The following is a 17,351-nucleotide window of genomic DNA, read 5'->3' as shown; positions in this document are numbered from 1 at the left end:
AACAACGCTGCGGTTGCGCGCAGCGTTGTCTCACATCCGGATGCCGCAACCAGCGCGCGGCATCCCGCACATCCTGCAATGATCAGTCAGGACGCACGTCGACGCGCACGCGGATACGGTCGCCCGGGTTGTAATCGCTACGCGTGTGATAGGTGCGCCCGGCGTATTCGTACGTCACGTCGTAGCCTTCCACACGGTCGCGTTCGCGGCGGTAGGACACCGGCTCGCAAACCCTGACATTGCCCTGGTAATTGCGGTTGTTGGCTTCGTAGATCGAGCGCCCCGCCGCGACACCGGCCATGGTGCCGACGGCAGTACCCACCAGGCGACCATTGCCGCCGCCGATCTGGCTGCCGAGCACCGCGCCGGCGATACCACCGATGACACTGGCCACACCACGATTGGAGACGCCGGCCTGGCCGTAGTTGCCACCATCACGGTGATAGCCATCGTTGCTGGTGTAGTAACCGTCGGCAGGACGGTTGTAGCACTGTTCGCTGGTGCGTTCGTTATAGGAATCGGACACGATGATCGGGTCCACACGCACCACCCGCGCGTATTCGTAACGACCGTCCTCGTAGCCGCTGCGGCCATTGTCGCGGTAGCCGCCGTCATAGCGCTGCGCCGTGGCACTGCCCGCCACGACCAGACCCATCACCAGAGCACCAAGCACGAGAGTTTTCATTGCGGCAGCTTCATAGGGAGGACACGCTGCCGATGCTCGGCTTGCCGCAGTGAAACCGCCCTGAACCGAACCGACTCTCCAAAGCCCTATTCAGGTTGCCGCCAGCTGCACGCGCCGGGCGCGTGCACCGGCGCGTCGCAGTGACGTTGGTGTCAGCTGGAAAACTCGGTTTCCAGGCTGACCGGCACCGCGCTCAGCGCCTTGGACACCGGGCAATTCTTCTTGGCGGTGTCGGCCAGCTCGCGGAACTTGGCTTCATCGATGCCCGGCACCACGGCGGTGAGTTTGAGGCGAATCTGCGACAGCTGCGGGCCGCCTTCCATCGACAGATCCACGTCGGCACGGGTGTCCAGCGAGGTCGGCGGAAAGCCGGCTTCGGTCAATTGCGCCGACAGCGCCATGGTGAAACAGCCGGCATGCGCGGCGGCGATGAGTTCTTCCGGATTGGTGCCCTTTTCATCGCCGAAACGGCTGCTGAAGGCGTAGCGGGTGTTGTCCATCAAGCCGCTCTGCGGCGTGCTGAGCTGGCCCTTGCCGGTCTTGAGGTCGCCTTCCCAGTGAGCGGTGGCGTGACGTGAAATACCCATTGCGATCTCCTGCGCTGAAAGAAGCGGTCACGATAGGTGAGTGGGTGTTAGCTGGTGGTGCGGGGAGTCGGGAATCGGGAATCGTAAGAGCGGATCGCGGGCGCGGCCGGCGGCAAGCGGCTGTCTGGTTGCACGTGCGGCGTTTGCATGGGACACGAGCGCGCAGCGGAACCTGTGGTGCGTCCAGCAATAAGCGCCCGCGCCTTGGCAATCGAAGATCGCACATCGAAGGCGACCGCGCGGCAGCTGCGCGGTCGCATTACCGCTCTTAGCCGAGCAGGGTTTCCAGCACGGCCATGCGCACCGCGACGCCGTTGGCGACCTGGCGCAACACGCAGGACTGCGCACCGTCGGCGACGTCATCGGTGATTTCCACACCGCGGTTGATCGGGCCCGGATGCAGCACCGCGGCGTCGCGGCCGGCGCGCGCCAGGCGCTCGCGAGTAAGCCCGTAGTCGCTGTGGTATTGCTCCAGCGAAGGTACCAGGCCCTCTTCCATACGCTCGCGCTGCAGGCGCAGCATCATCAGCGCATCGGCGCCTTCGAGCATGGCGTCGAAATCCTGGCCGACCACGCAGCCCTCCAGCATGTCGTCATCGGGCAGCAGGCTGGCCGGGCCGCACACGCGGATCTCGCCGGCACCCAACGTGCGCAGCGCATGCAGGTCCGAGCGCGCGACGCGCGAATGCTTCACGTCGCCGACGATGACCACCTTGAGCTTGGAAAAATCGGTGCCCTTGGCCTGGCGCAGGGTGAGCATGTCGAGCAGGCCCTGGGTGGGGTGCGCGCTGCGTCCGTCGCCGGCATTGATCAACGCAGTGCCCTCGCCGGCGGCCGCGGCCAGCGCTTCCACCGCGCCATCGTCGGGGTGACGCACCACAAAGCCGCGCACGCCCATCGCTTCGAGATTCTTCAACGTGTCGCGCGCGGTTTCGCCCTTGCGCGTGGAGGAGGTGGAGGCATCGAAATTGAGCACGTCTGCGCCCAGCCGCTGCGCGGCCAGATGGAACGAACTGCGGGTGCGCGTGGAGGGTTCGAAGAACAGCGTACACACCGCGGTGCCTGCCAGCACGCTGCGCTTGCCCACGCGCCCTACCGCCGCGTCGCGGATCTGGCCGGCGCGGTCGAGCAATTGCAGCAGCGTGGTGCGCGGCAGTCCTTCCAGGGTGAGCAGGTGGCGCAGGCGTCCGTCCGAATCGAGTTGCATGGTGGTCATCGCAGGTCGGGAGTCAGGGAAGAAGGGTGGCTTGGTCGGGCGCGGCCAACCAGCGTTCGACGATCACCGCAGCGGCCATCGCATCCAGCGCTTCGGCATCGCGGCGGCGTTTGCGCCCATCGGCGCGCGCGCGCGCGAAACGCTGCGCGGCCTCGACCGAACTGGAGCGCTCATCGATCAGCACGACCGGCAGCGCATAGCGCTCGCGCAGTTGGCGTGCAAATGCATGCGCACGCTTGCGTGCGGGTTGATCCTTGTCGTCCAGCGTCAACGGGTCGCCGATCACCAGGCCGTCCGGGCGCCACTCCTTGTGCACGCGATCCAGCGCAACCCAGTCCGGGCCGCTGGCATGCACAGGGATGACGGCAACCGCACGCGCGCCGGCACCGAGCGCGGTTCCGACCGCCACGCCGATACGGCGCGACCCCACGTCGAAGCCCAGCACCGTGCCGTCGGAGCGGATCGCGCCCGCCTCAGGCATGCCCGGAATAATCCGTGAGCCGGAACAGGTCCACGCCGATACGCCCGGCAGCGGTCTGCCAGCGATCTTCCAGCGCGGTGGCGAACAGCACGTTGGCATCCGACGGCGCGGTGAGCCAGCTGTTCTCGCCCAGTTCGAATTCCAGCTGGCCCGCGCCCCAGCCCGCGCATCCCAATGCCACCAGCGCGTTGCGCGGGCCGTTACCGGCCGCCATCGCCTCGAGAATGTCGCGCGAAGTGGTCAGGAACACGCCCTGCCCCACTTCCAGGCTGGAATCCCATTCGCGCGCATCGTCGTGGATCACAAAGCCGCGCTCCGGGTGCACCGGCCCGCCGCTGAGCACGATCTGCTCGCGCAAGAGCTCATCGTCGGTGTCGATGCCCATCTGCGAGAGCACCTCGCCCAAGGTGTATTCGGAGGGCCGGTTGACCAGCACGCCCATGGCGCCGTTCTCGTCGTGCTGACAGATCAGCGCGACGCTGCGCGAAAAGGTAGGGTCGGACAGCGCCGGAAGCGCAATCAGCAGTTGGTTGGCCAGAGGCGTGGGCAAAACAGACATAGGCGCATTCTAGCCGTTCGCTTCGCCGCGCGCAGAGCCGCTGCCATACTGGGCGGCCTTGCTGGTCGCCGGCAGCGATCGATGCGCCGATGCAGCGCGGATCTGCGTTGTCCACACCGGCGCCTGACCGACGCGTTCAGCTTGATCGCCGGGTGCGCCGCGCCCCGCCGACGAACGGCGCAGCTGTGCAGACGGCGTCCCCTTCAATGCGTCAGCCACGCTGTGGCCCCGATGCTGCGGCATCCGGCACGCAGTTCGACTTCACCTGCCCCACCACCACAGGCACCTACATGAGCGGTTATTGCAGCATCGCACCGGGTCATCCGGTCCATGGCCACTACCACGATCACGACTACGGCTTTCCGCAGCGCGACGAACGCGAACTGTTCGAGCGGCTGGTGCTGGAGATCAACCAGGCCGGACTGAGCTGGGAAACCATCCTGCGCAAGCGCGGCAATTTCCAGCGGGCGTATGACGGCTTCGACGTGGACACCGTTGCAGCGTACGGCGATGCCGACATCGCCCGATTGATGGGCGATGCCGGCATCATCCGTAATCGTCTCAAGGTGCTGGCGGCGATTCACAACGCGCAGGTCATCCAGGCCCTGCGCGCCGCACACGGCAGCTTTGCCAAATGGCTGGATGCCCACCACCCGCTCGACAAGGCGGCCTGGATCAAGCTGTTCAAGAAAACGTTCCGCTTCACCGGCGGCGAAATCACCGGCGAGTTCCTGATGAGCCTGGGCTACCTGCCCGGCGCGCATCATGCCGGCTGCCCGGTCTTTGCGCAGATAAGGGCACTGGCGCCGCCGTGGATGCAGGCGCAGCGGCCCGCGAAAACGCGTACGGTCCAGCGCGGCTAGACACCTCTTGCAGGTGCCGCGCGAACTGCTCGCGCCATGACGATTCGCATTGGCATTTCCGGCTGGCGGTACGCACGCTGGCGCGGCACGTTTTATCCGGCCGGCCTGGCGCAGCGGCGCGAACTCAAATACGCCGAACTGCTGGATGCATTTTTAAGCAGCTGCCGCGCGACAGCGAGGCGGCATTGGCGCAGGCGCGCAAACGCGACATCGCGCTGATGCAGGGCCGCAGCGCACTGGCCATCGATCGCCAGCGGCCGATCCGTCACGCATTGGAAGTGCGTCACGACAGCTTCTGCGACCCGGCCTGCCTGCGACTACTGCGGCGTCACACTGTCGCCATGGTGGTGGCCGATACCGCGGGGAAATTTCCGTACCTTGAAGACGTCAGCGCCGATTTCGTCCATCTGCGCCTGCATGGCGATGCGCAGTTGTATGCCAGCGGCTACAGCGACAGCGCACTGGATCGCTGGGCGGCACGCATCGCCGCCTGGGCCAGCGGCGGCGAACCGGACGATGCGGCGCGTGTCGGCGCACGCGCACGCGCACGCAAGCGCAGCACGCGGGATGTGTACTGCCACTTCGACAACGACATAAAGGTGCATGCACCGTTCGACGCACGCGGGTTGCTGCAACGGCTGGATCTACCGACCAACTGCCCGGCACGCGCAGATGTCGGCTGAGGCGGCAGACGTCACGCGCCCCGTACCGCCCGTGGTGCGGCGGGCGTAGTCAGCACCGAAGCTGCAAGCCCCCCACATCGATTCAGCGCAGGACACGCGTCAGCGTCGCTCGCCGCTTCACACCGGCGCAGATCACACGCCCATGTACCGATGCGGGCGGTGATTGAACATCAGCACCAGACTGAGCATCAGCGCGCCGAGGGCCGAATACAGCACCTTGTCCGGGGTCAGCACGAAGAAGGCGACCAGCATCAGCATCGCATCGAAACTCATCTGCACCTTGCCGGCGCTCCAGCCGCGCTCGCGCTGCAGGTACACCGCCAGAATGCCGATTCCGCCCAGGCTGCCGCGATGGCGAATGAAGAACAGAATGCCCAACCCCGCCAACGCACCGCCGACGATCGCCGAAAACAGCGTTTCGATGTGCGCGTACTCAGCCCAGCGCGGCAGCAGATCGGTGAGCGCCCCGCAGGCACCCACCGCCGCAAAGGTCTTCAAGGTGAATTCCCAGCCCATGCGGCGCACGCTCAGCCAGTAGAACGGCAGATTGACCAGCACGAACACCAGACCGAAATTCCAGTGCAGCGCGTAATGCAGCAGGAAGGCCACGCCGGCCATGCCGCCGATCATCAAGCCGCCCTTGGCGAAGATGGCCAGGCCAAGCGATGCGACCAGGGTCGCCAGCACCATGCCTTGCACATCCTCGGCCACCGAATGATGGAAGGCGTGCTCGGCGGCGGCAGTGCCGGCCGAATCCGGCGGCGGCGTCAACGGGCCGGATGTGACCACGGCGCCATCGTCGGGCAACGGCGCTTGCTCCGGACGGAGATCGGAATCGGGAAGGCTCACGGATGGGGAACTGCAGTGGGGTGCGGATATTAGACACTAACGGCTGACACGGTTACATCTGAAACCGCAGCGCGCCGATGCGCAGCGCAGCCGGCCTTCAGTCAACGGCCGCGCTGCGTGTCGACCAACCGCACGCCCAGCGCCTGGTTCGACAGCGCGACACCAGCGCGACTGGCTCGCCCGTTTACGCATCTTCCGATCAAATTTCGCCCCGCTGCGGGCAGCGGTTGGACGCTTTAACTAACGCACATCCCTGCGTAATTGCCGCTGTCCTTATCGAACCTCGGCAATCTCCACGCCATCCAGCCCCTGTGCCAGGGTCTTGGCATCGCCACCCTGGGAGAGCTTGATGCGCAAGCGCACTTCGTTCTGCGAGTCGGCGTAGCGCAGCGCGTCTTCGTAGCTGATTTCACCGGCCTGGTAGAGCTCGAACAGGCTCTGGTCGAAAGTGCGCATGCCCAGGTTGGTGGACTCCTTCATGACATCCTTGAGCTTGTGGATCTCGCCGTCGCGGATGTAATCCTGCACCAGCGGGGTGCCCAACATGATTTCCATCGCCACGCGGCGGCTGCGCCCGTCCGGGGTCGGAATCAGTTGCTGCGCAACCACGCCCTTGAGGTTCAGCGACAAGTCCATCAACAGCTGGTTGCGGCGATCTTCCGGGAAGAAGTTGATGATGCGGTCCATCGCCTGGTTGGCATTGTTGGCGTGCAGGGTGCACAGCACCAGGTGGCCAGTTTCGGCAAAGGCCACGGCGTGATCCATGCCTTCGCGGGTGCGCACCTCGCCGATCATGATCACGTCCGGCGCCTGGCGCAGGGTGTTTTTCAGCGCATTTTCCCAGCTATCGGTATCGATGCCGACTTCGCGCTGGGTGATGATGCAGCCTTCGTGCTTGTGCACGAATTCGATCGGATCTTCGATGGTGATGATGTGCCCGGTCGAATTCTGGTTGCGGTAACCGATCATCGCCGCCAGCGAGGTCGACTTACCGGTACCGGTGGCACCGACGAAGATGATGATGCCGCGCTTGGTCATCGCCAGCGTCTTGATCACCGGCGGCAGGCTCAGCTCGTCCACGGTGGGGATGCGCGTTTCGATCCGGCGCAGCACCATGCCCACCTGATTGCGCTGATAAAAGCAGCTCACACGAAAACGCCCGACCCCGGACACGCCGATGGCGAAGTTGCATTCGTGGGTCTTTTCGAATTCCTCGCGCTGCGACGGCGTCATCACGTTCAACACCAGGTCGCGGCTCTGCTGCGCCGTCAGCGGTGTCTGGGTGATCGGGCTGATCTTGCCATTCACCTTGATTGCCGGCGGCATGCCCGAAGTGATGAACAGATCCGACGCCTTCTGATGCGCCATCAGCTTGAGGAAGGAGGTGAAGTCGATGGTGCTCATGGCGTGCTCCTCTGGAGCAGGGATTCGGGAGTGGAGATTCGGGAGTGGCAAGAGCTGGGTCCGGCACGGGAAATCGCCGTTGCGAATCCCCAATCCCGAATCCCAAATCCCGGCTACTCGAATATCCGCTTGTCCTTGGCGTATTCGCGCGCCTGGTGGCGCGTGATCAGGCTGCGCTTGACCAGGTCCTGCAGATGCTGGTCCAGCGTCTGCATGCCGTACTGCTGGCCTGTCTGGATCGACGAATACATCTGCGCCACCTTGTCCTCGCGGATCAGGTTGCGGATCGCCGGGGTGCCGACCATGATTTCCCAGGCGGCGGTGCGACCGCCGCCGACCTTCTTCAGCAGCGCCTGCGAAATCACCGCGCGCAGGGATTCGGACAGCATCGAGCGCACCATCGGCTTTTCGCCGGCCGGGAACACGTCGATGATGCGGTCGATGGTCTTGGCCGCCGAGCTGGTATGCAAGGTGCCGAACACCAAATGGCCGGTTTCCGCGGCGGTCAGCGCAAGGCGGATGGTTTCCAGGTCGCGCAATTCGCCGACCAGAATGATGTCCGGGTCTTCACGCAACGCCGAGCGCAGCGCTTCGTTGAAGCCGTGCGTGTCGCGGTGCACTTCGCGCTGGTTGATCAGGCACTTCTGCGAGGTGTGCACGAATTCGATCGGGTCCTCGACAGTGAGGATGTGGCCGTATTCGTTCTTGTTGATGTAGTCGATCATGCCGGCCAGCGTGGTCGACTTGCCCGACCCGGTCGGGCCGGTGACCAGGATCAGGCCCTGCGGCTGGTCGATCAACTGGCGGAAAATCGGCGGGCAGCCCAGGTCTTCCAGCGTCAGCACTTCGGAGGGAATGGTGCGGAACACCGCACCGGCGCCGCGGTTCTGGTTGAACGCATTGACGCGGAAACGCGCCAGCGAGGGAATCTCGAAGGAGAAGTCGACCTCGAGGAATTCCTCGTAATCGCGCCGCTGCTTGTCGGACATGATGTCGTAGACCAGCGCATGCACCTGCTTGTGGTCCAACGCCGGAATATTGATGCGGCGGACATCGCCATCGACACGGATCATCGGCGGCAGCCCTGCAGACAGGTGCAGGTCCGATGCCTTGTTCTTGACAGAAAACGCCAATAGTTCAGCGATATCCATGCGCTGCTTTTCCCCTAGGCTGCGATTGGAAGGTACTCCCCGACCAGCAGTATAGCGTTCTGGCTGCTGGCGGGAAGCGGCCTGGGCTGGTTCAGGCCGGCAGCGACGCGTCTGGCTGAAACTGTTGCCTTACGCCCTGGCGCCTGCCCGGGGGCAGCGGTTTGCGCTGGCATAGCCCGTCGTGCGCAGGTCCCGATCAGCCTTGAGGAGCTGGTCGCCGGCCGTGCCTCCAGACACGACGCCGTCATCGCCGCAGCGCTGGCGTCGACGCAGGCAGCCGGCACGCCGCCAACTGGAAGGAAGCGTCGGCGGGCGGCACTATAGCGCTCCCGCCCTCCTCCGGAATGCCACGTGCCGGCTTCGTCGTTGCAGCAGATTCTCGATGCCATCCAGTCCGCCGCTGGCGCGCACGCGCGTACCGACATGCGCCTGCTGGCGGTGTCCAAGACCAGGCCGGCCGATGCCGTTGCCGCGCTGGCCGCACAGGGCCAGCGTGCATTCGGCGAAAACTACGTGCAGGAAGCCCACGCCAAGATCGCCGAATTGCGTGCGCTGGGGCTGGAATGGCATCTGATCGGCCACCTGCAATCCAACAAAGCCGAATTGGCCAGCCAGTGCTTCGATTGGGTGCAAACGGTGGACCGCGCCAAATTGATCCCGCTGCTGGCACGCCACCGTCCGGACGACCGCGCGCCGTTGAATGTGCTGATCCAGGTCAACATCGACGACGAGCACAGCAAGCACGGGTGCGCGCCGGAGGCGATCGACAGCCTGGCCGACGCCATCGCGCTGCAGCCGCGCTTACAGCTGCGCGGGCTGATGGCGATTCCCGCGCCTTTCCCGGACCAAGCACGGCGCACCGCCGCGTTTACGCGCATGCAGGCACTGTTCGAGCAGCTCAACACCCGTCATCGGCAGGTGGACACCTTGTCGATGGGCATGAGCTCGGATTTTGCCGAAGCGATCGCGGCCGGCGCGACGATGGTGCGCGTGGGCACGGCCTTGTTCGGCGCGCGCGATGCAGCGCCGGCAGCCTCGGCCTGAGCGCCGCGCGGCTCCACCGTCGCCCGCTCTTGATAGTCGACCCCTCTTACTAAAGGTGCAGCAATGACCACACCTGCTTTGTCCACGTCCTCGTCTTCCGGCACCGCGCTGATCGCCTTCGTCGGCGGCGGCAACATGGCGCGCAGCCTGATTGCCGGGCTGATCCGGCAAGGGACGCCGGCTGCCAGCATCCGCGTGGCCGAGCCGGTGGCCGAGCTGCGCGACGCGCTGGCGCGCGACTTCGGGGTACAGGCGGTGGACGATGCGCGCGCTGCGGTCGACGCTGCCGCAACCTGGGTGCTGGCGGTCAAACCGCAGGTCTTGCCAACGGTGTGCGCGCAACTGGCCGACCTTGCGCAGGCACAGCAACCACTGCTGGTTTCCATCGCTGCCGGCATCACCGCCACGCAACTGCAGCGCTGGTCGGGCGGCGATATTGCCGTGGTCCGCGCCATGCCCAACACGCCCGCCCTGCTCGGTGCCGGCGTCACCGGGCTGTATGCCAATGCGCGCGTTTCCGATGCGCAACGCCTGCAGGCGACCCGACTGCTGGACAGCGCCGGCGTCACCGTGTGGATCGACGAAGAAGCGCAGATGGATGCGGTGACCGCAGTCTCCGGCAGCGGCCCGGCGTATGTCTTTTTATTGGCCGAAGCCATGGAAGCGGCCGCGCAAACGCAGGGCCTGCCCGCCGAGACCGCGCGCACGCTGGTGCTGCAAACGCTGCTCGGCGCCGCACGCATGCTCACCGAAGCCGGCGAAGCGCCGGAGCTGCTCCGTCGCCGCGTGACCTCACCCAACGGCACCACCGACGCCGCCATCGAGACATTCCAGGCCGGCGGCCTCGAAGCGCTTGTCGCCAAGGCAATCGCCGTCGCTACCGAACGCGGCCGCAGCTTGTCGGCTGCCAATGATTAGTTGAACGCTGCGAAACCTGCAACGTCCGGCCCTGCACGGCGCGCGCGGCAAGACGATGACCGAACGTACTGGCCGCCTAAAGACGCGTCGGTGCCTGTCATCCACGCAGGGTCGGCATAGAGCTAAGAGAGGCGACCTCCCTGCCAAGCGCCGAAGCCGGCCCATTTCCGCTTACAAAAAGTGCGCACGCGTTGCAATCGATGTCAGTCGTGTCGACGGTATGTCGTCCTGGTTTGTGCATTACTGCGAAAACCTCGCTGCATCTTCTGCCGGCAACAGCACGAGATCTGCGCCGTGCGGAATTTCATCGCGCAAACGATCTGCTGCTATGCGTCAGACACATCGCGATCACCGGCATTGCGCACGCAAGGCGAAGCGTTTTGTCGGTTTTCCAGGCCGCTAGTGAACGAATCCACGTCGAAAGACGCTTTTTTCGGGTTGTTTCATCGTTTGCCTATTGGCGCCGCGCAGCAGTTGCCCTACATTTCGCGTTGCCGACTGGGTCGGCAGACCCAACACCACCAACGAATACGGAACACATAACTCATGGCAAAAACCGCCGCTAAGAAGGCTGCCCCCAAAAAGGCAGTGAAAAAGGTCGCCGCGACCAAGACCGCAAAGCCGGCCAAGGCCGCTGCTGCCAAGTCCGCTGCCCCGAAGCCGATCAAGGAAGCACTGAGCAAGACCGGCCTGGTCGCGCACATTGCCGAAACCACCCAGCTGGCTCCGAAGGACGTGCGCGCTGTGCTGGCGTCGCTGGAAGCCACTGCACATGCATCGCTGAGCAAGAAGGGCGCCGGCAGCTTCACCCTGCCAGGCATGCTCAAGCTGACCACCGTCCACGTGCCGGCCAAGCCGAAGCGCAAGGGCATCAACCCCTTCACCAAGGAAGAGCAGACCTTTGCTGCCAAGCCTGCCACCACCAAGCTCAAGGCTCGCCCGCTCAAGAAGTTGAAGGACGCCGCGCTCTAATCGAGCCAGCATCCGGTGTCACGAAGGCGGCCTGCGGGCCGTCTTTTTTTTGCCGCTGCGTTGCCGTGTGCAGCACATACCGCTCATCGTCACTGCCCTATCCTGCAGGCTGGTTCGCATTCTGCAGGTGCCTGTGATCGATCCGTCAAACACCCCGCCATTGTCGCCACGCGCGGCCGCCACACGCAGCCCCGCACGCCGGGTGCGCAGCGTCGTGGTGTCGGGTGCGCTGCTGTGCGCTCTGGCGGTGGCCGCGCGCTGGGCCTGGCAACTGCCGATCGCCGATCAGCTGCGCACCAGCTGGGAGCTGTCGCAGATGCCGCCGCCTGCGCAGTTGCATCTTCCCGTGGCAGGCGTGCGTGCGCGGCAGATTGCCGACACCTTTGGCGCACCGCGCGGCCGCGACCGCACGCATGCAGGCGTGGACATCTTCGCGCCACGTGGCACACCGGTGCTGGCAGCAACACGCGGTGTGGTCAGCGCCATCCGCGACCAGGGATTGGGCGGCAAACAGGTCTGGCTGCTGGGTCCGGCGATGGAGCGGCATTACTACGCGCACTTGGACGATTGGGCCGCCGGCCTAGAAGTAGGCGATGTGGTCGAGCCCGGCACCGCGCTCGGCATGGTCGGCACCACCGGCAATGCACGCGGCACGCCGCCGCACCTGCACTACGGTGTCTATGGGCGCAACGGTGCGTACGATCCGCTGCCGCTATTGCGCAAACCCGCGCCACCGCCAGCAAACTGAGCACGCTGGAACACTGCGTCATGGCCCGCCCTATCGAGGCGCTTGCGTCCTGCGCCTATGGTGGACCCAGCCCAGAACGACGCGACCCACATGTCCCGCAACCGCTATCGCATCACGGTCACGCCCATCGAAAACGACGGCCGCCCCTGTGACGACCGCTGCACCATCGAATTCGAACAACGCTCGCGCGCCGACTGGATGCGGCTGCTCGAAGAGTTGCACCTGCGCCGCGACCTGAGCAGCGACGAATGTGCGGCACTGACCGTGGGTTCGCAGTTGCTGGAAGACCTGGCGGCCCGCCCGCGTGCGCAGCCCAGCGATGCCCTCGACGCGCTGCGTCCCAAACTGCAGTTGCTGCTGGAACGCCTGCAGCGCGTGCAGCCGGCCACCGGCGCCTGAAGAGCGCCTGGCTACACACAACCGCTACACTGCGCGCCTCGGGGATGGGGATGCATCATGCGCTGGATTGGAATGGTCGTTGTGGCAGCTGCCTTCACAGGCTGTAGTTGTCAGCGCACTGCAGACCCGCAGAACACCCAAGCAAAAGCGTCGCAGACTGCCCCGACAGTGCAACCGGCGGCCACGACTGCGGCCGACAACCCGCCCGCATCCTTGGCAACGACGGCTGACCCAAACGATGCCATCGCGCGGGCCAACTTCGCCGAAGCAAACGCCACCGTCCAGCGTTACCTCGGCGCACTCCCTGGGGCAGCGCGCGCAGACGCCGATGCACTGTGGACCGGCGGGCGCCCCTCCCCGGTGCCGGACGACGCGGCGTTGCGCGCCATCGGCAATATCCAGTCGATGCGCATCACTAACGACCCGCCCATTGCGCTCGATCAGGCACATCCGCCGCAGCGGATCGAGGTGCCGGTGCAACTGATCGTGCGCACCACCACCGGCACGCAGCGCCTGGTTGGTGCGTATCGGCTGCAGCCGCGCGCCGGCGGCACTGGCTGGGAAATCTATTCGGCCACGCTGCAACCGGTATTGCGCTAACCCGTGGTTCACCGGCACCGACTAAGGTGATGACACCTGTTGCCGGAGTCACCCGATGAAACTGCGTTCGCTTGCCGGATCCATGCTCGCCATCGCCTTGGCAATGCCTGTCACCAGCGCCTGGGCTGCGCCGCAGATCCAGGGGAAACAGATCAGCGTGCAGGCCAGCGATCTGCAGCAGTATCTGGGCGGCCGCTTCCCGCAGACACACGACACGCTGGGAGGATTGATCGCAATGACCGTCAGCAACCCGGCGCTGTCGTTGCCGCCAGGCGATCGGCTCAAGATGGCGTTCGATCTTGCTGTCGCAACCGCAGGCGGCGCTCCCGCACCGGTCGGCAACGTGACCTTGACCAGCGCACTTCGTTACGACGTGGCAAAGCAAGGCTTTTACCTCGACCAGCCCAGCATCGATGATTTCCGCCCGGCCAACGCCGGTGCAAAGCTCGACCACAGCACGCGCCAGCTGCTCAATACCTGGCTGGCCGATTACGCGCGCGAGGAGCCGATCTATCGGATCGACCCGGCAATCGCTGCGGTCATGGGCGCAGTGCAGGTGGAATCGGTCGGCATCCAGAACGGGCGGGTTGCGGTCAACTTCAATCAGAACATCGAGCAGATGGTGCCGGCCGCAGTGCTGTCGGGGAAGTAACTCGCGCGGTTTGTGCAGCATTGCCGGGAACGTCCTACGTACCGGCACTGCCCCGCAGAAAAGGCCCGACGCATGGCGCCGGGCCTTTTATGTTGAATGATTCCAGCGGCGATCAAACACCTAGCCAGCAGTCGTCAGGTAGCGCCGACACCACTCCCGAACCGCTGTGCATGAGTGTTCTCTGTGGACTCCAAGAACTGACCGCGCCTGCACTGCGATGCGTGCGCAGCGGTTTGTCTGCTGCGTTTCCTGGCGACATCTACGGTTATGCAGACAAGGCTTTGGCCACTGCAGCGGCGAATGCAGGAATGTCGTCCGGCTTGCGGCTGGTGATCAACTGACCGTCGACAACCACCTCGGCGTCCTGCCAACGCGCGCCAGCGTTGATCAGGTCGGTCTTGACCGACGGCCATGAAGTGACGTTGCGGCCGCGAACCAACCCGCTTTCAAGCAAGAGCCACGGCCCGTGGCAGATCGCCGCGACCGGCTTTTGTGCCTGTGCAAATGCACCAATGAACGCGATTGCCTGCGCGTCGATACGCAGCGTGTCGGGGTTGAGCACCCCGCCCGGTAGCACCAGCGCGTCGTAGCCATCCGCGGTTGCCTGACCCAGCTGCCGATCGACCGCCACCGAATCGCCCCAATCGGTGTGATTCCAGGCACGGATCGTCGCGCAATCGCCCGGCGCGACCACCTCGACCTTGGCGCCCCAGGACTCCAGCAGGCGCTTTGGCTCGGTCAATTCGGACTGCTCGAAGCCATCGGTGGCGAGCACGGCGACGGTCTTGCCGGAGAGCGGATAAGACATGGCGGGCTCCTGGTAAAAAGAAGCCCACACCGTAGAAAGCGCACCGTTGCGCACCTGTGAACCGATGTATGCAGCGTGTCAGCGCGCACGCCAGCCTGCATGCTCAGCGCTTGGGCTGCAGCATCGTGCCAGTGCAATTCTTCGAGCCGCAACGGCACTCCCAGATCTTCTTCAGGCGCGGCGTATGGCGCTCGCCCAGGGTGATGCCGTAGTTATAGGTGAGTTCTTCACCGGCCTTGATGGCGCGCTTGGCTTCTATAAAGATCTTGTCCTTGCTGCGATCGTCGCCTTCGGCTTCTTCGATCACCGCTTCGCAATTCGGGTTGCAGCTGTGGTTGATCCAGCGCGCAACGTTGCCTTCGTAGTTGGCATCCAGCACGTAGTCGTCGCTGAGCGTGAACAGGAAGGTGTGTCCGCTTTCCACGTCACCGGTGGTGTCGGCATCCACTTCGGCATGCGTGCGCAGGCGTCCCTTGTATTGAATGATGCGCTCGCCCTTGCGGAGCGGGGCGAGGGCGAACATGCCATTGCCGTGGATACGTGACTTGCGGGCGGCAACTTTGCGCGACATGTAAGGGTCCAGTGATGGGGCCGCTCATTGTGACCGCAGCGCGCCGATGCGCCAAGCACAAGCGCAGCGCATGCCGCAATGGGCCACGCTTGCCGGCGGCTGAACCGGGCGGTTGGCCCTGCCCCGCGGTAAAGAGTACAATTTCGGTCCGCTTTCGGATTTCGCCTTCGCATGTTGCGCGTCACCAAACTCACCGATTACGCCACTGTCGTGCTGACCGTCCTGGCGGCACGCTGCGGCCAGGTGCTCAGCGCAAGCGAGCTGGCCGAGCAGGCCGGCCTGGAAGCACCGACCGTCAGCAAGATTCTCAAGCCGTTGTCGCAGGCAGGCCTGGTCGAAGGCTTGCGCGGCGTGCACGGCGGCTACCGGCTTGCCCGCGCCGCCAGCGACATCACCCTGGTGGAGATCGTCGAAGCGATGGAAGGCCCGTTGGCGATCACCGAATGCAGCCAGGACCATAGCCAGTGCGGCATCGCGCAACGCTGCGGCGTGCGCTCGAACTGGCGCCTGATCAACGACGTAGTCGGCGACGCCCTGCGTCGCGTCACGCTCGCGCAGATGTTGCAGCCCCTCTCTCTCCCTGGCGATAGCCGTCGGCGTTCCATCGCCGCACGCGTCGCGACCACCTGACCTGTAGGCAGCCCGATGGCCACCGAACTTGCTCCTCCGCAAAATGCCGAGATTCTCGAACGGCTGGGTCGACGTTACGACGCCGGCTTCATCACCGACATCGAATCCGACTCGCTCCCGCCCGGTCTGGACGAAGACGTCATCCGTGCGTTGTCGGCCAAGAAAGACGAACCGCAATGGATGACCGACTGGCGTCTGGAGGCCTATCGCCATTGGCTGAAGATGCCGATGCCGGAATGGGCGAAATTGAAGGTCTCGCCGATCGACTTCCAGGCATTGAGCTATTACTCCGCGCCCAAGGGCCCGAAGTACGCCTCGCTGGATGACGTGCCCAAGGAACTGCTGGACACCTACGACAAGCTGGGGGTGCCGTTGCATGAGCGCGCCCGGCTGGCCGGCGTGGCCGTGGATGCGGTGTTCGATTCGGTCTCGGTCGGCACCACCTTCCGCAAGGAACTGGCCGAAAAGGGCGTGATCTTCTGCTCGATGTCCGAGGCCATCAAGGAGCACCCGGAGATCGTCAAGCAGTATCTGGGCAGCGTGGTGCCGGTGGGCGACAACTATTTCGCCGCGCTCAATTCGGCGGTGTTCTCCGACGGCAGCTTCGTGTTCATCCCCAAGGGCGTGCGTTGCCCGATGGAATTGAGCACCTATTTCCGCATCAACGCCGGCCACACCGGCCAGTTCGAGCGCACCTTGATCGTGTGCGAAGACAAGGCGTACGTGTCGTATCTGGAAGGCTGCACCGCGCCGATGCGCGATGAAAACCAGCTGCATGCGGCCGTGGTGGAACTGGTGACGTTGGAAGATGCCGAAATCAAGTATTCGACCGTGCAGAACTGGTACCCGGGCGACGAGAATGGTGTTGGCGGCATCTACAACTTCGTCACCAAGCGTGCCGAATGCCGTGGCGCGCGCAGCAAGGTGACCTGGACCCAGGTCGAAACCGGCTCGGCGATCACCTGGAAGTACCCGTCGTGCGTGTTGATTGGCGACGATTCGGTGGGCGAGTTCCACTCGGTGGCACTCACCCATCATCGTCAGCAGGCCGATACCGGCACCAAGATGATCCACATCGGCAAGCGCACCAAGAGCAAGATCGTCAGCAAGGGCATCAGCGCCGGGCATGGGCAAAATACCTATCGCGGTCTGGTCAAGGTGGACCGCAATGCCGATGGCGCACGCAACTACACCCAGTGCGATTCGCTGTTGATCGGCAAGCAGTGCGGCGCACACACCTTCCCCTATATCGAGGTGAAGAACCCCGGCGCCACCGTCGAGCACGAGGCCACCACGTCCAAGATCAGCGACGATCAGCTGTTCTATTGCCGGGCGCGCGGCATCAGCCAGGAAGACGCGGTGTCGTTGATCGTCGACGGCTTCTGCAAGCAGGTGTTCCGCGAGCTGCCGATGGAGTTCGCGGTGGAAGCCAAGAAACTGCTGGAAGTTTCCTTAGAAGGCAGCGTCGGCTGACACCTTTCCCCTTCTCCCCTCGGGAGAAGGTGGCGCGCAGCGCCGGATGAGGGGCGCC

General features: G+C 64.7%; 20 protein-coding genes and 1 pseudogene. 11 read left to right on the top strand and 10 right to left on the bottom strand.

Going from position 1 to position 17,351, the window contains the following annotated elements:
* Positions 1–82: 82 nt before the first annotated feature.
* The 5 genes from A7D16_RS10950 to A7D16_RS10930 all read right to left on the bottom strand — a co-directional run bounded on the left by A7D16_RS10950 (position 83) and on the right by A7D16_RS10930 (position 3,528).
* Positions 83–685, bottom strand: coding sequence for a glycine zipper 2TM domain-containing protein (locus A7D16_RS10950; RefSeq protein ID WP_064632571.1), 603 nt, complete (start codon positions 683–685; stop codon positions 83–85).
* A 152-nt stretch (positions 686–837) separates the two neighbouring features.
* Positions 838–1,272: an OsmC family protein gene (locus A7D16_RS10945; RefSeq protein WP_064632569.1), complete on the bottom strand. Its 435-nt coding sequence runs from the start codon at positions 1,270–1,272 to the stop codon at positions 838–840.
* Between the two features lie 268 nt (positions 1,273–1,540).
* Positions 1,541–2,488, bottom strand: coding sequence for an aspartate carbamoyltransferase catalytic subunit (locus A7D16_RS10940; RefSeq protein ID WP_064632567.1), 948 nt, complete (start codon positions 2,486–2,488; stop codon positions 1,541–1,543).
* Between the two features lie 13 nt (positions 2,489–2,501).
* On the bottom strand, positions 2,502–2,969 hold the full coding sequence (ruvX, locus tag A7D16_RS10935) for a Holliday junction resolvase RuvX (RefSeq protein ID WP_064632565.1): 468 nt from the start codon (positions 2,967–2,969) through the stop codon (positions 2,502–2,504).
* On the bottom strand, positions 2,962–3,528 hold the full coding sequence (locus A7D16_RS10930) for a YqgE/AlgH family protein (RefSeq protein ID WP_064632563.1): 567 nt from the start codon (positions 3,526–3,528) through the stop codon (positions 2,962–2,964). Before A7D16_RS10930 ends, ruvX begins: the two co-directional genes overlap by 8 nt.
* Positions 3,529–3,818: 290 nt before the next feature.
* On the opposite strand from A7D16_RS10930, the gene A7D16_RS10920 reads away from it, so the two are divergent.
* Together A7D16_RS10920 and A7D16_RS10915 are read left to right on the top strand one after the other, a co-directional pair.
* On the top strand, positions 3,819–4,391 hold the full coding sequence (locus A7D16_RS10920) for a DNA-3-methyladenine glycosylase I (RefSeq protein WP_064632615.1): 573 nt from the start codon (positions 3,819–3,821) through the stop codon (positions 4,389–4,391).
* 36 nt (positions 4,392–4,427) lie between these two features.
* Positions 4,428–5,074 (top strand): annotated as a pseudogene (locus tag A7D16_RS10915) (DUF72 domain-containing protein).
* Between the two features lie 132 nt (positions 5,075–5,206).
* Here the strand turns inward: A7D16_RS10915 and A7D16_RS10910 are convergent.
* The 3 genes from A7D16_RS10910 to A7D16_RS10900 form a co-directional block, all read right to left on the bottom strand.
* Positions 5,207–5,881 carry a YitT family protein gene (locus tag A7D16_RS10910; RefSeq protein ID WP_064632559.1) on the bottom strand — a complete coding sequence of 225 codons (675 nt, stop codon included), beginning with the start codon at positions 5,879–5,881 and terminating at the stop codon, positions 5,207–5,209.
* Positions 5,882–6,196: 315 nt separating this feature from the next.
* Positions 6,197–7,327: a PilT/PilU family type 4a pilus ATPase gene (locus A7D16_RS10905; RefSeq protein ID WP_064632557.1), complete on the bottom strand. Its 1,131-nt coding sequence runs from the start codon at positions 7,325–7,327 to the stop codon at positions 6,197–6,199.
* Between the two features lie 113 nt (positions 7,328–7,440).
* On the bottom strand, positions 7,441–8,478 hold the full coding sequence (locus A7D16_RS10900; protein ID WP_064632554.1) for a type IV pilus twitching motility protein PilT: 1,038 nt from the start codon (positions 8,476–8,478) through the stop codon (positions 7,441–7,443).
* A gap of 351 nt (positions 8,479–8,829) precedes the next feature.
* Between A7D16_RS10900 and A7D16_RS10895 the strand changes: the two genes are divergently transcribed.
* The 7 genes from A7D16_RS10895 to A7D16_RS10865 all read left to right on the top strand — a co-directional run bounded on the left by A7D16_RS10895 (position 8,830) and on the right by A7D16_RS10865 (position 13,811).
* A complete protein-coding gene (locus tag A7D16_RS10895) occupies positions 8,830–9,522 on the top strand; it encodes a YggS family pyridoxal phosphate-dependent enzyme (protein ID WP_064632553.1) in 693 nt (230 codons plus the stop codon).
* A gap of 63 nt (positions 9,523–9,585) precedes the next feature.
* Positions 9,586–10,440 carry a pyrroline-5-carboxylate reductase gene (proC, locus tag A7D16_RS10890; protein WP_064632552.1) on the top strand — a complete coding sequence of 285 codons (855 nt, stop codon included), beginning with the start codon at positions 9,586–9,588 and terminating at the stop codon, positions 10,438–10,440.
* Positions 10,441–10,986: 546 nt separating this feature from the next.
* The gene (locus A7D16_RS10885; RefSeq protein WP_064632551.1) at positions 10,987–11,412 is read left to right on the top strand and encodes an HU family DNA-binding protein; all 426 of its coding nucleotides are present in this window, start codon (positions 10,987–10,989) and stop codon (positions 11,410–11,412) included.
* Between the two features lie 109 nt (positions 11,413–11,521).
* Entirely contained in the window at positions 11,522–12,160 is a 639-nt protein-coding gene (locus tag A7D16_RS10880; protein WP_064632613.1) for a M23 family metallopeptidase, read from the top strand.
* Positions 12,161–12,217: 57 nt separating this feature from the next.
* Entirely contained in the window at positions 12,218–12,559 is a 342-nt protein-coding gene (locus A7D16_RS10875) for a DUF3861 domain-containing protein (RefSeq protein WP_064632550.1), read from the top strand.
* Between the two features lie 57 nt (positions 12,560–12,616).
* Positions 12,617–13,159 carry a hypothetical protein gene (locus A7D16_RS10870; protein ID WP_064632548.1) on the top strand — a complete coding sequence of 181 codons (543 nt, stop codon included), beginning with the start codon at positions 12,617–12,619 and terminating at the stop codon, positions 13,157–13,159.
* 55 nt (positions 13,160–13,214) lie between these two features.
* A complete protein-coding gene (locus tag A7D16_RS10865) occupies positions 13,215–13,811 on the top strand; it encodes a DUF1439 domain-containing protein (RefSeq protein WP_064632546.1) in 597 nt (198 codons plus the stop codon).
* Positions 13,812–14,076: 265 nt separating this feature from the next.
* Here A7D16_RS10865 and A7D16_RS10860 read toward each other — a convergent pair whose 3' ends face one another.
* The gene (locus tag A7D16_RS10860) at positions 14,077–14,619 is read right to left on the bottom strand and encodes a type 1 glutamine amidotransferase domain-containing protein (protein ID WP_064632544.1); all 543 of its coding nucleotides are present in this window, start codon (positions 14,617–14,619) and stop codon (positions 14,077–14,079) included.
* 103 nt (positions 14,620–14,722) lie between these two features.
* Positions 14,723–15,190: an SET domain-containing protein gene (locus A7D16_RS10855; RefSeq protein WP_064632542.1), complete on the bottom strand. Its 468-nt coding sequence runs from the start codon at positions 15,188–15,190 to the stop codon at positions 14,723–14,725.
* Positions 15,191–15,361: 171 nt separating this feature from the next.
* Between A7D16_RS10855 and A7D16_RS10850 the strand changes: the two genes are divergently transcribed.
* Positions 15,362–15,820, top strand: coding sequence for an SUF system Fe-S cluster assembly regulator (locus A7D16_RS10850; protein WP_064632540.1), 459 nt, complete (start codon positions 15,362–15,364; stop codon positions 15,818–15,820).
* A 15-nt stretch (positions 15,821–15,835) separates the two neighbouring features.
* Complete coding sequence (gene sufB / locus A7D16_RS10845; protein WP_064632538.1) at positions 15,836–17,293, top strand: Fe-S cluster assembly protein SufB; 1,458 nt, start codon at positions 15,836–15,838, stop codon at positions 17,291–17,293.
* The last annotated feature ends 58 nt before the right edge of the window (positions 17,294–17,351 follow it).

This window comes from Xanthomonas nasturtii, assembly GCF_001660815.1.
GTDB lineage: Bacteria > Pseudomonadota > Gammaproteobacteria > Xanthomonadales > Xanthomonadaceae > Xanthomonas > Xanthomonas nasturtii.
Note: the sequence above shows the minus strand (reverse complement) of the source record. Positions and strands in the feature narration are given on the sequence as shown.

Bases quoted from the DNA above. Each gene is read 5' to 3' on its own strand.
- A7D16_RS10950 (WP_064632571.1), bottom strand. From the start codon at position 685: ATGAAAACTCTCGTGCTTGGTGCTCTGGTGATGGGTCTGGTCGTGGCG.
- A7D16_RS10945 (WP_064632569.1), bottom strand. From the start codon at position 1,272: ATGGGTATTTCACGTCACGCCACCGCTCACTGGGAAGGCGACCTCAAG.
- A7D16_RS10940 (WP_064632567.1), bottom strand. From the start codon at position 2,488: ATGACCACCATGCAACTCGATTCGGACGGACGCCTGCGCCACCTGCTC.
- ruvX (WP_064632565.1), bottom strand. From the start codon at position 2,969: ATGCCTGAGGCGGGCGCGATCCGCTCCGACGGCACGGTGCTGGGCTTC.
- A7D16_RS10930 (WP_064632563.1), bottom strand. From the start codon at position 3,528: ATGTCTGTTTTGCCCACGCCTCTGGCCAACCAACTGCTGATTGCGCTT.
- A7D16_RS10920 (WP_064632615.1), top strand. From the start codon at position 3,819: ATGAGCGGTTATTGCAGCATCGCACCGGGTCATCCGGTCCATGGCCAC.
- A7D16_RS10905 (WP_064632557.1), bottom strand. From the start codon at position 7,327: ATGAGCACCATCGACTTCACCTCCTTCCTCAAGCTGATGGCGCATCAG.
- A7D16_RS10900 (WP_064632554.1), bottom strand. From the start codon at position 8,478: ATGGATATCGCTGAACTATTGGCGTTTTCTGTCAAGAACAAGGCATCG.
- proC (WP_064632552.1), top strand. From the start codon at position 9,586: ATGACCACACCTGCTTTGTCCACGTCCTCGTCTTCCGGCACCGCGCTG.
- A7D16_RS10885 (WP_064632551.1), top strand. From the start codon at position 10,987: ATGGCAAAAACCGCCGCTAAGAAGGCTGCCCCCAAAAAGGCAGTGAAA.
- A7D16_RS10875 (WP_064632550.1), top strand. From the start codon at position 12,218: ATGGTGGACCCAGCCCAGAACGACGCGACCCACATGTCCCGCAACCGC.
- A7D16_RS10870 (WP_064632548.1), top strand. From the start codon at position 12,617: ATGCGCTGGATTGGAATGGTCGTTGTGGCAGCTGCCTTCACAGGCTGT.
- A7D16_RS10865 (WP_064632546.1), top strand. From the start codon at position 13,215: ATGAAACTGCGTTCGCTTGCCGGATCCATGCTCGCCATCGCCTTGGCA.
- A7D16_RS10860 (WP_064632544.1), bottom strand. From the start codon at position 14,619: ATGTCTTATCCGCTCTCCGGCAAGACCGTCGCCGTGCTCGCCACCGAT.
- A7D16_RS10855 (WP_064632542.1), bottom strand. From the start codon at position 15,190: ATGTCGCGCAAAGTTGCCGCCCGCAAGTCACGTATCCACGGCAATGGC.
- A7D16_RS10850 (WP_064632540.1), top strand. From the start codon at position 15,362: ATGTTGCGCGTCACCAAACTCACCGATTACGCCACTGTCGTGCTGACC.
- sufB (WP_064632538.1), top strand. From the start codon at position 15,836: ATGGCCACCGAACTTGCTCCTCCGCAAAATGCCGAGATTCTCGAACGG.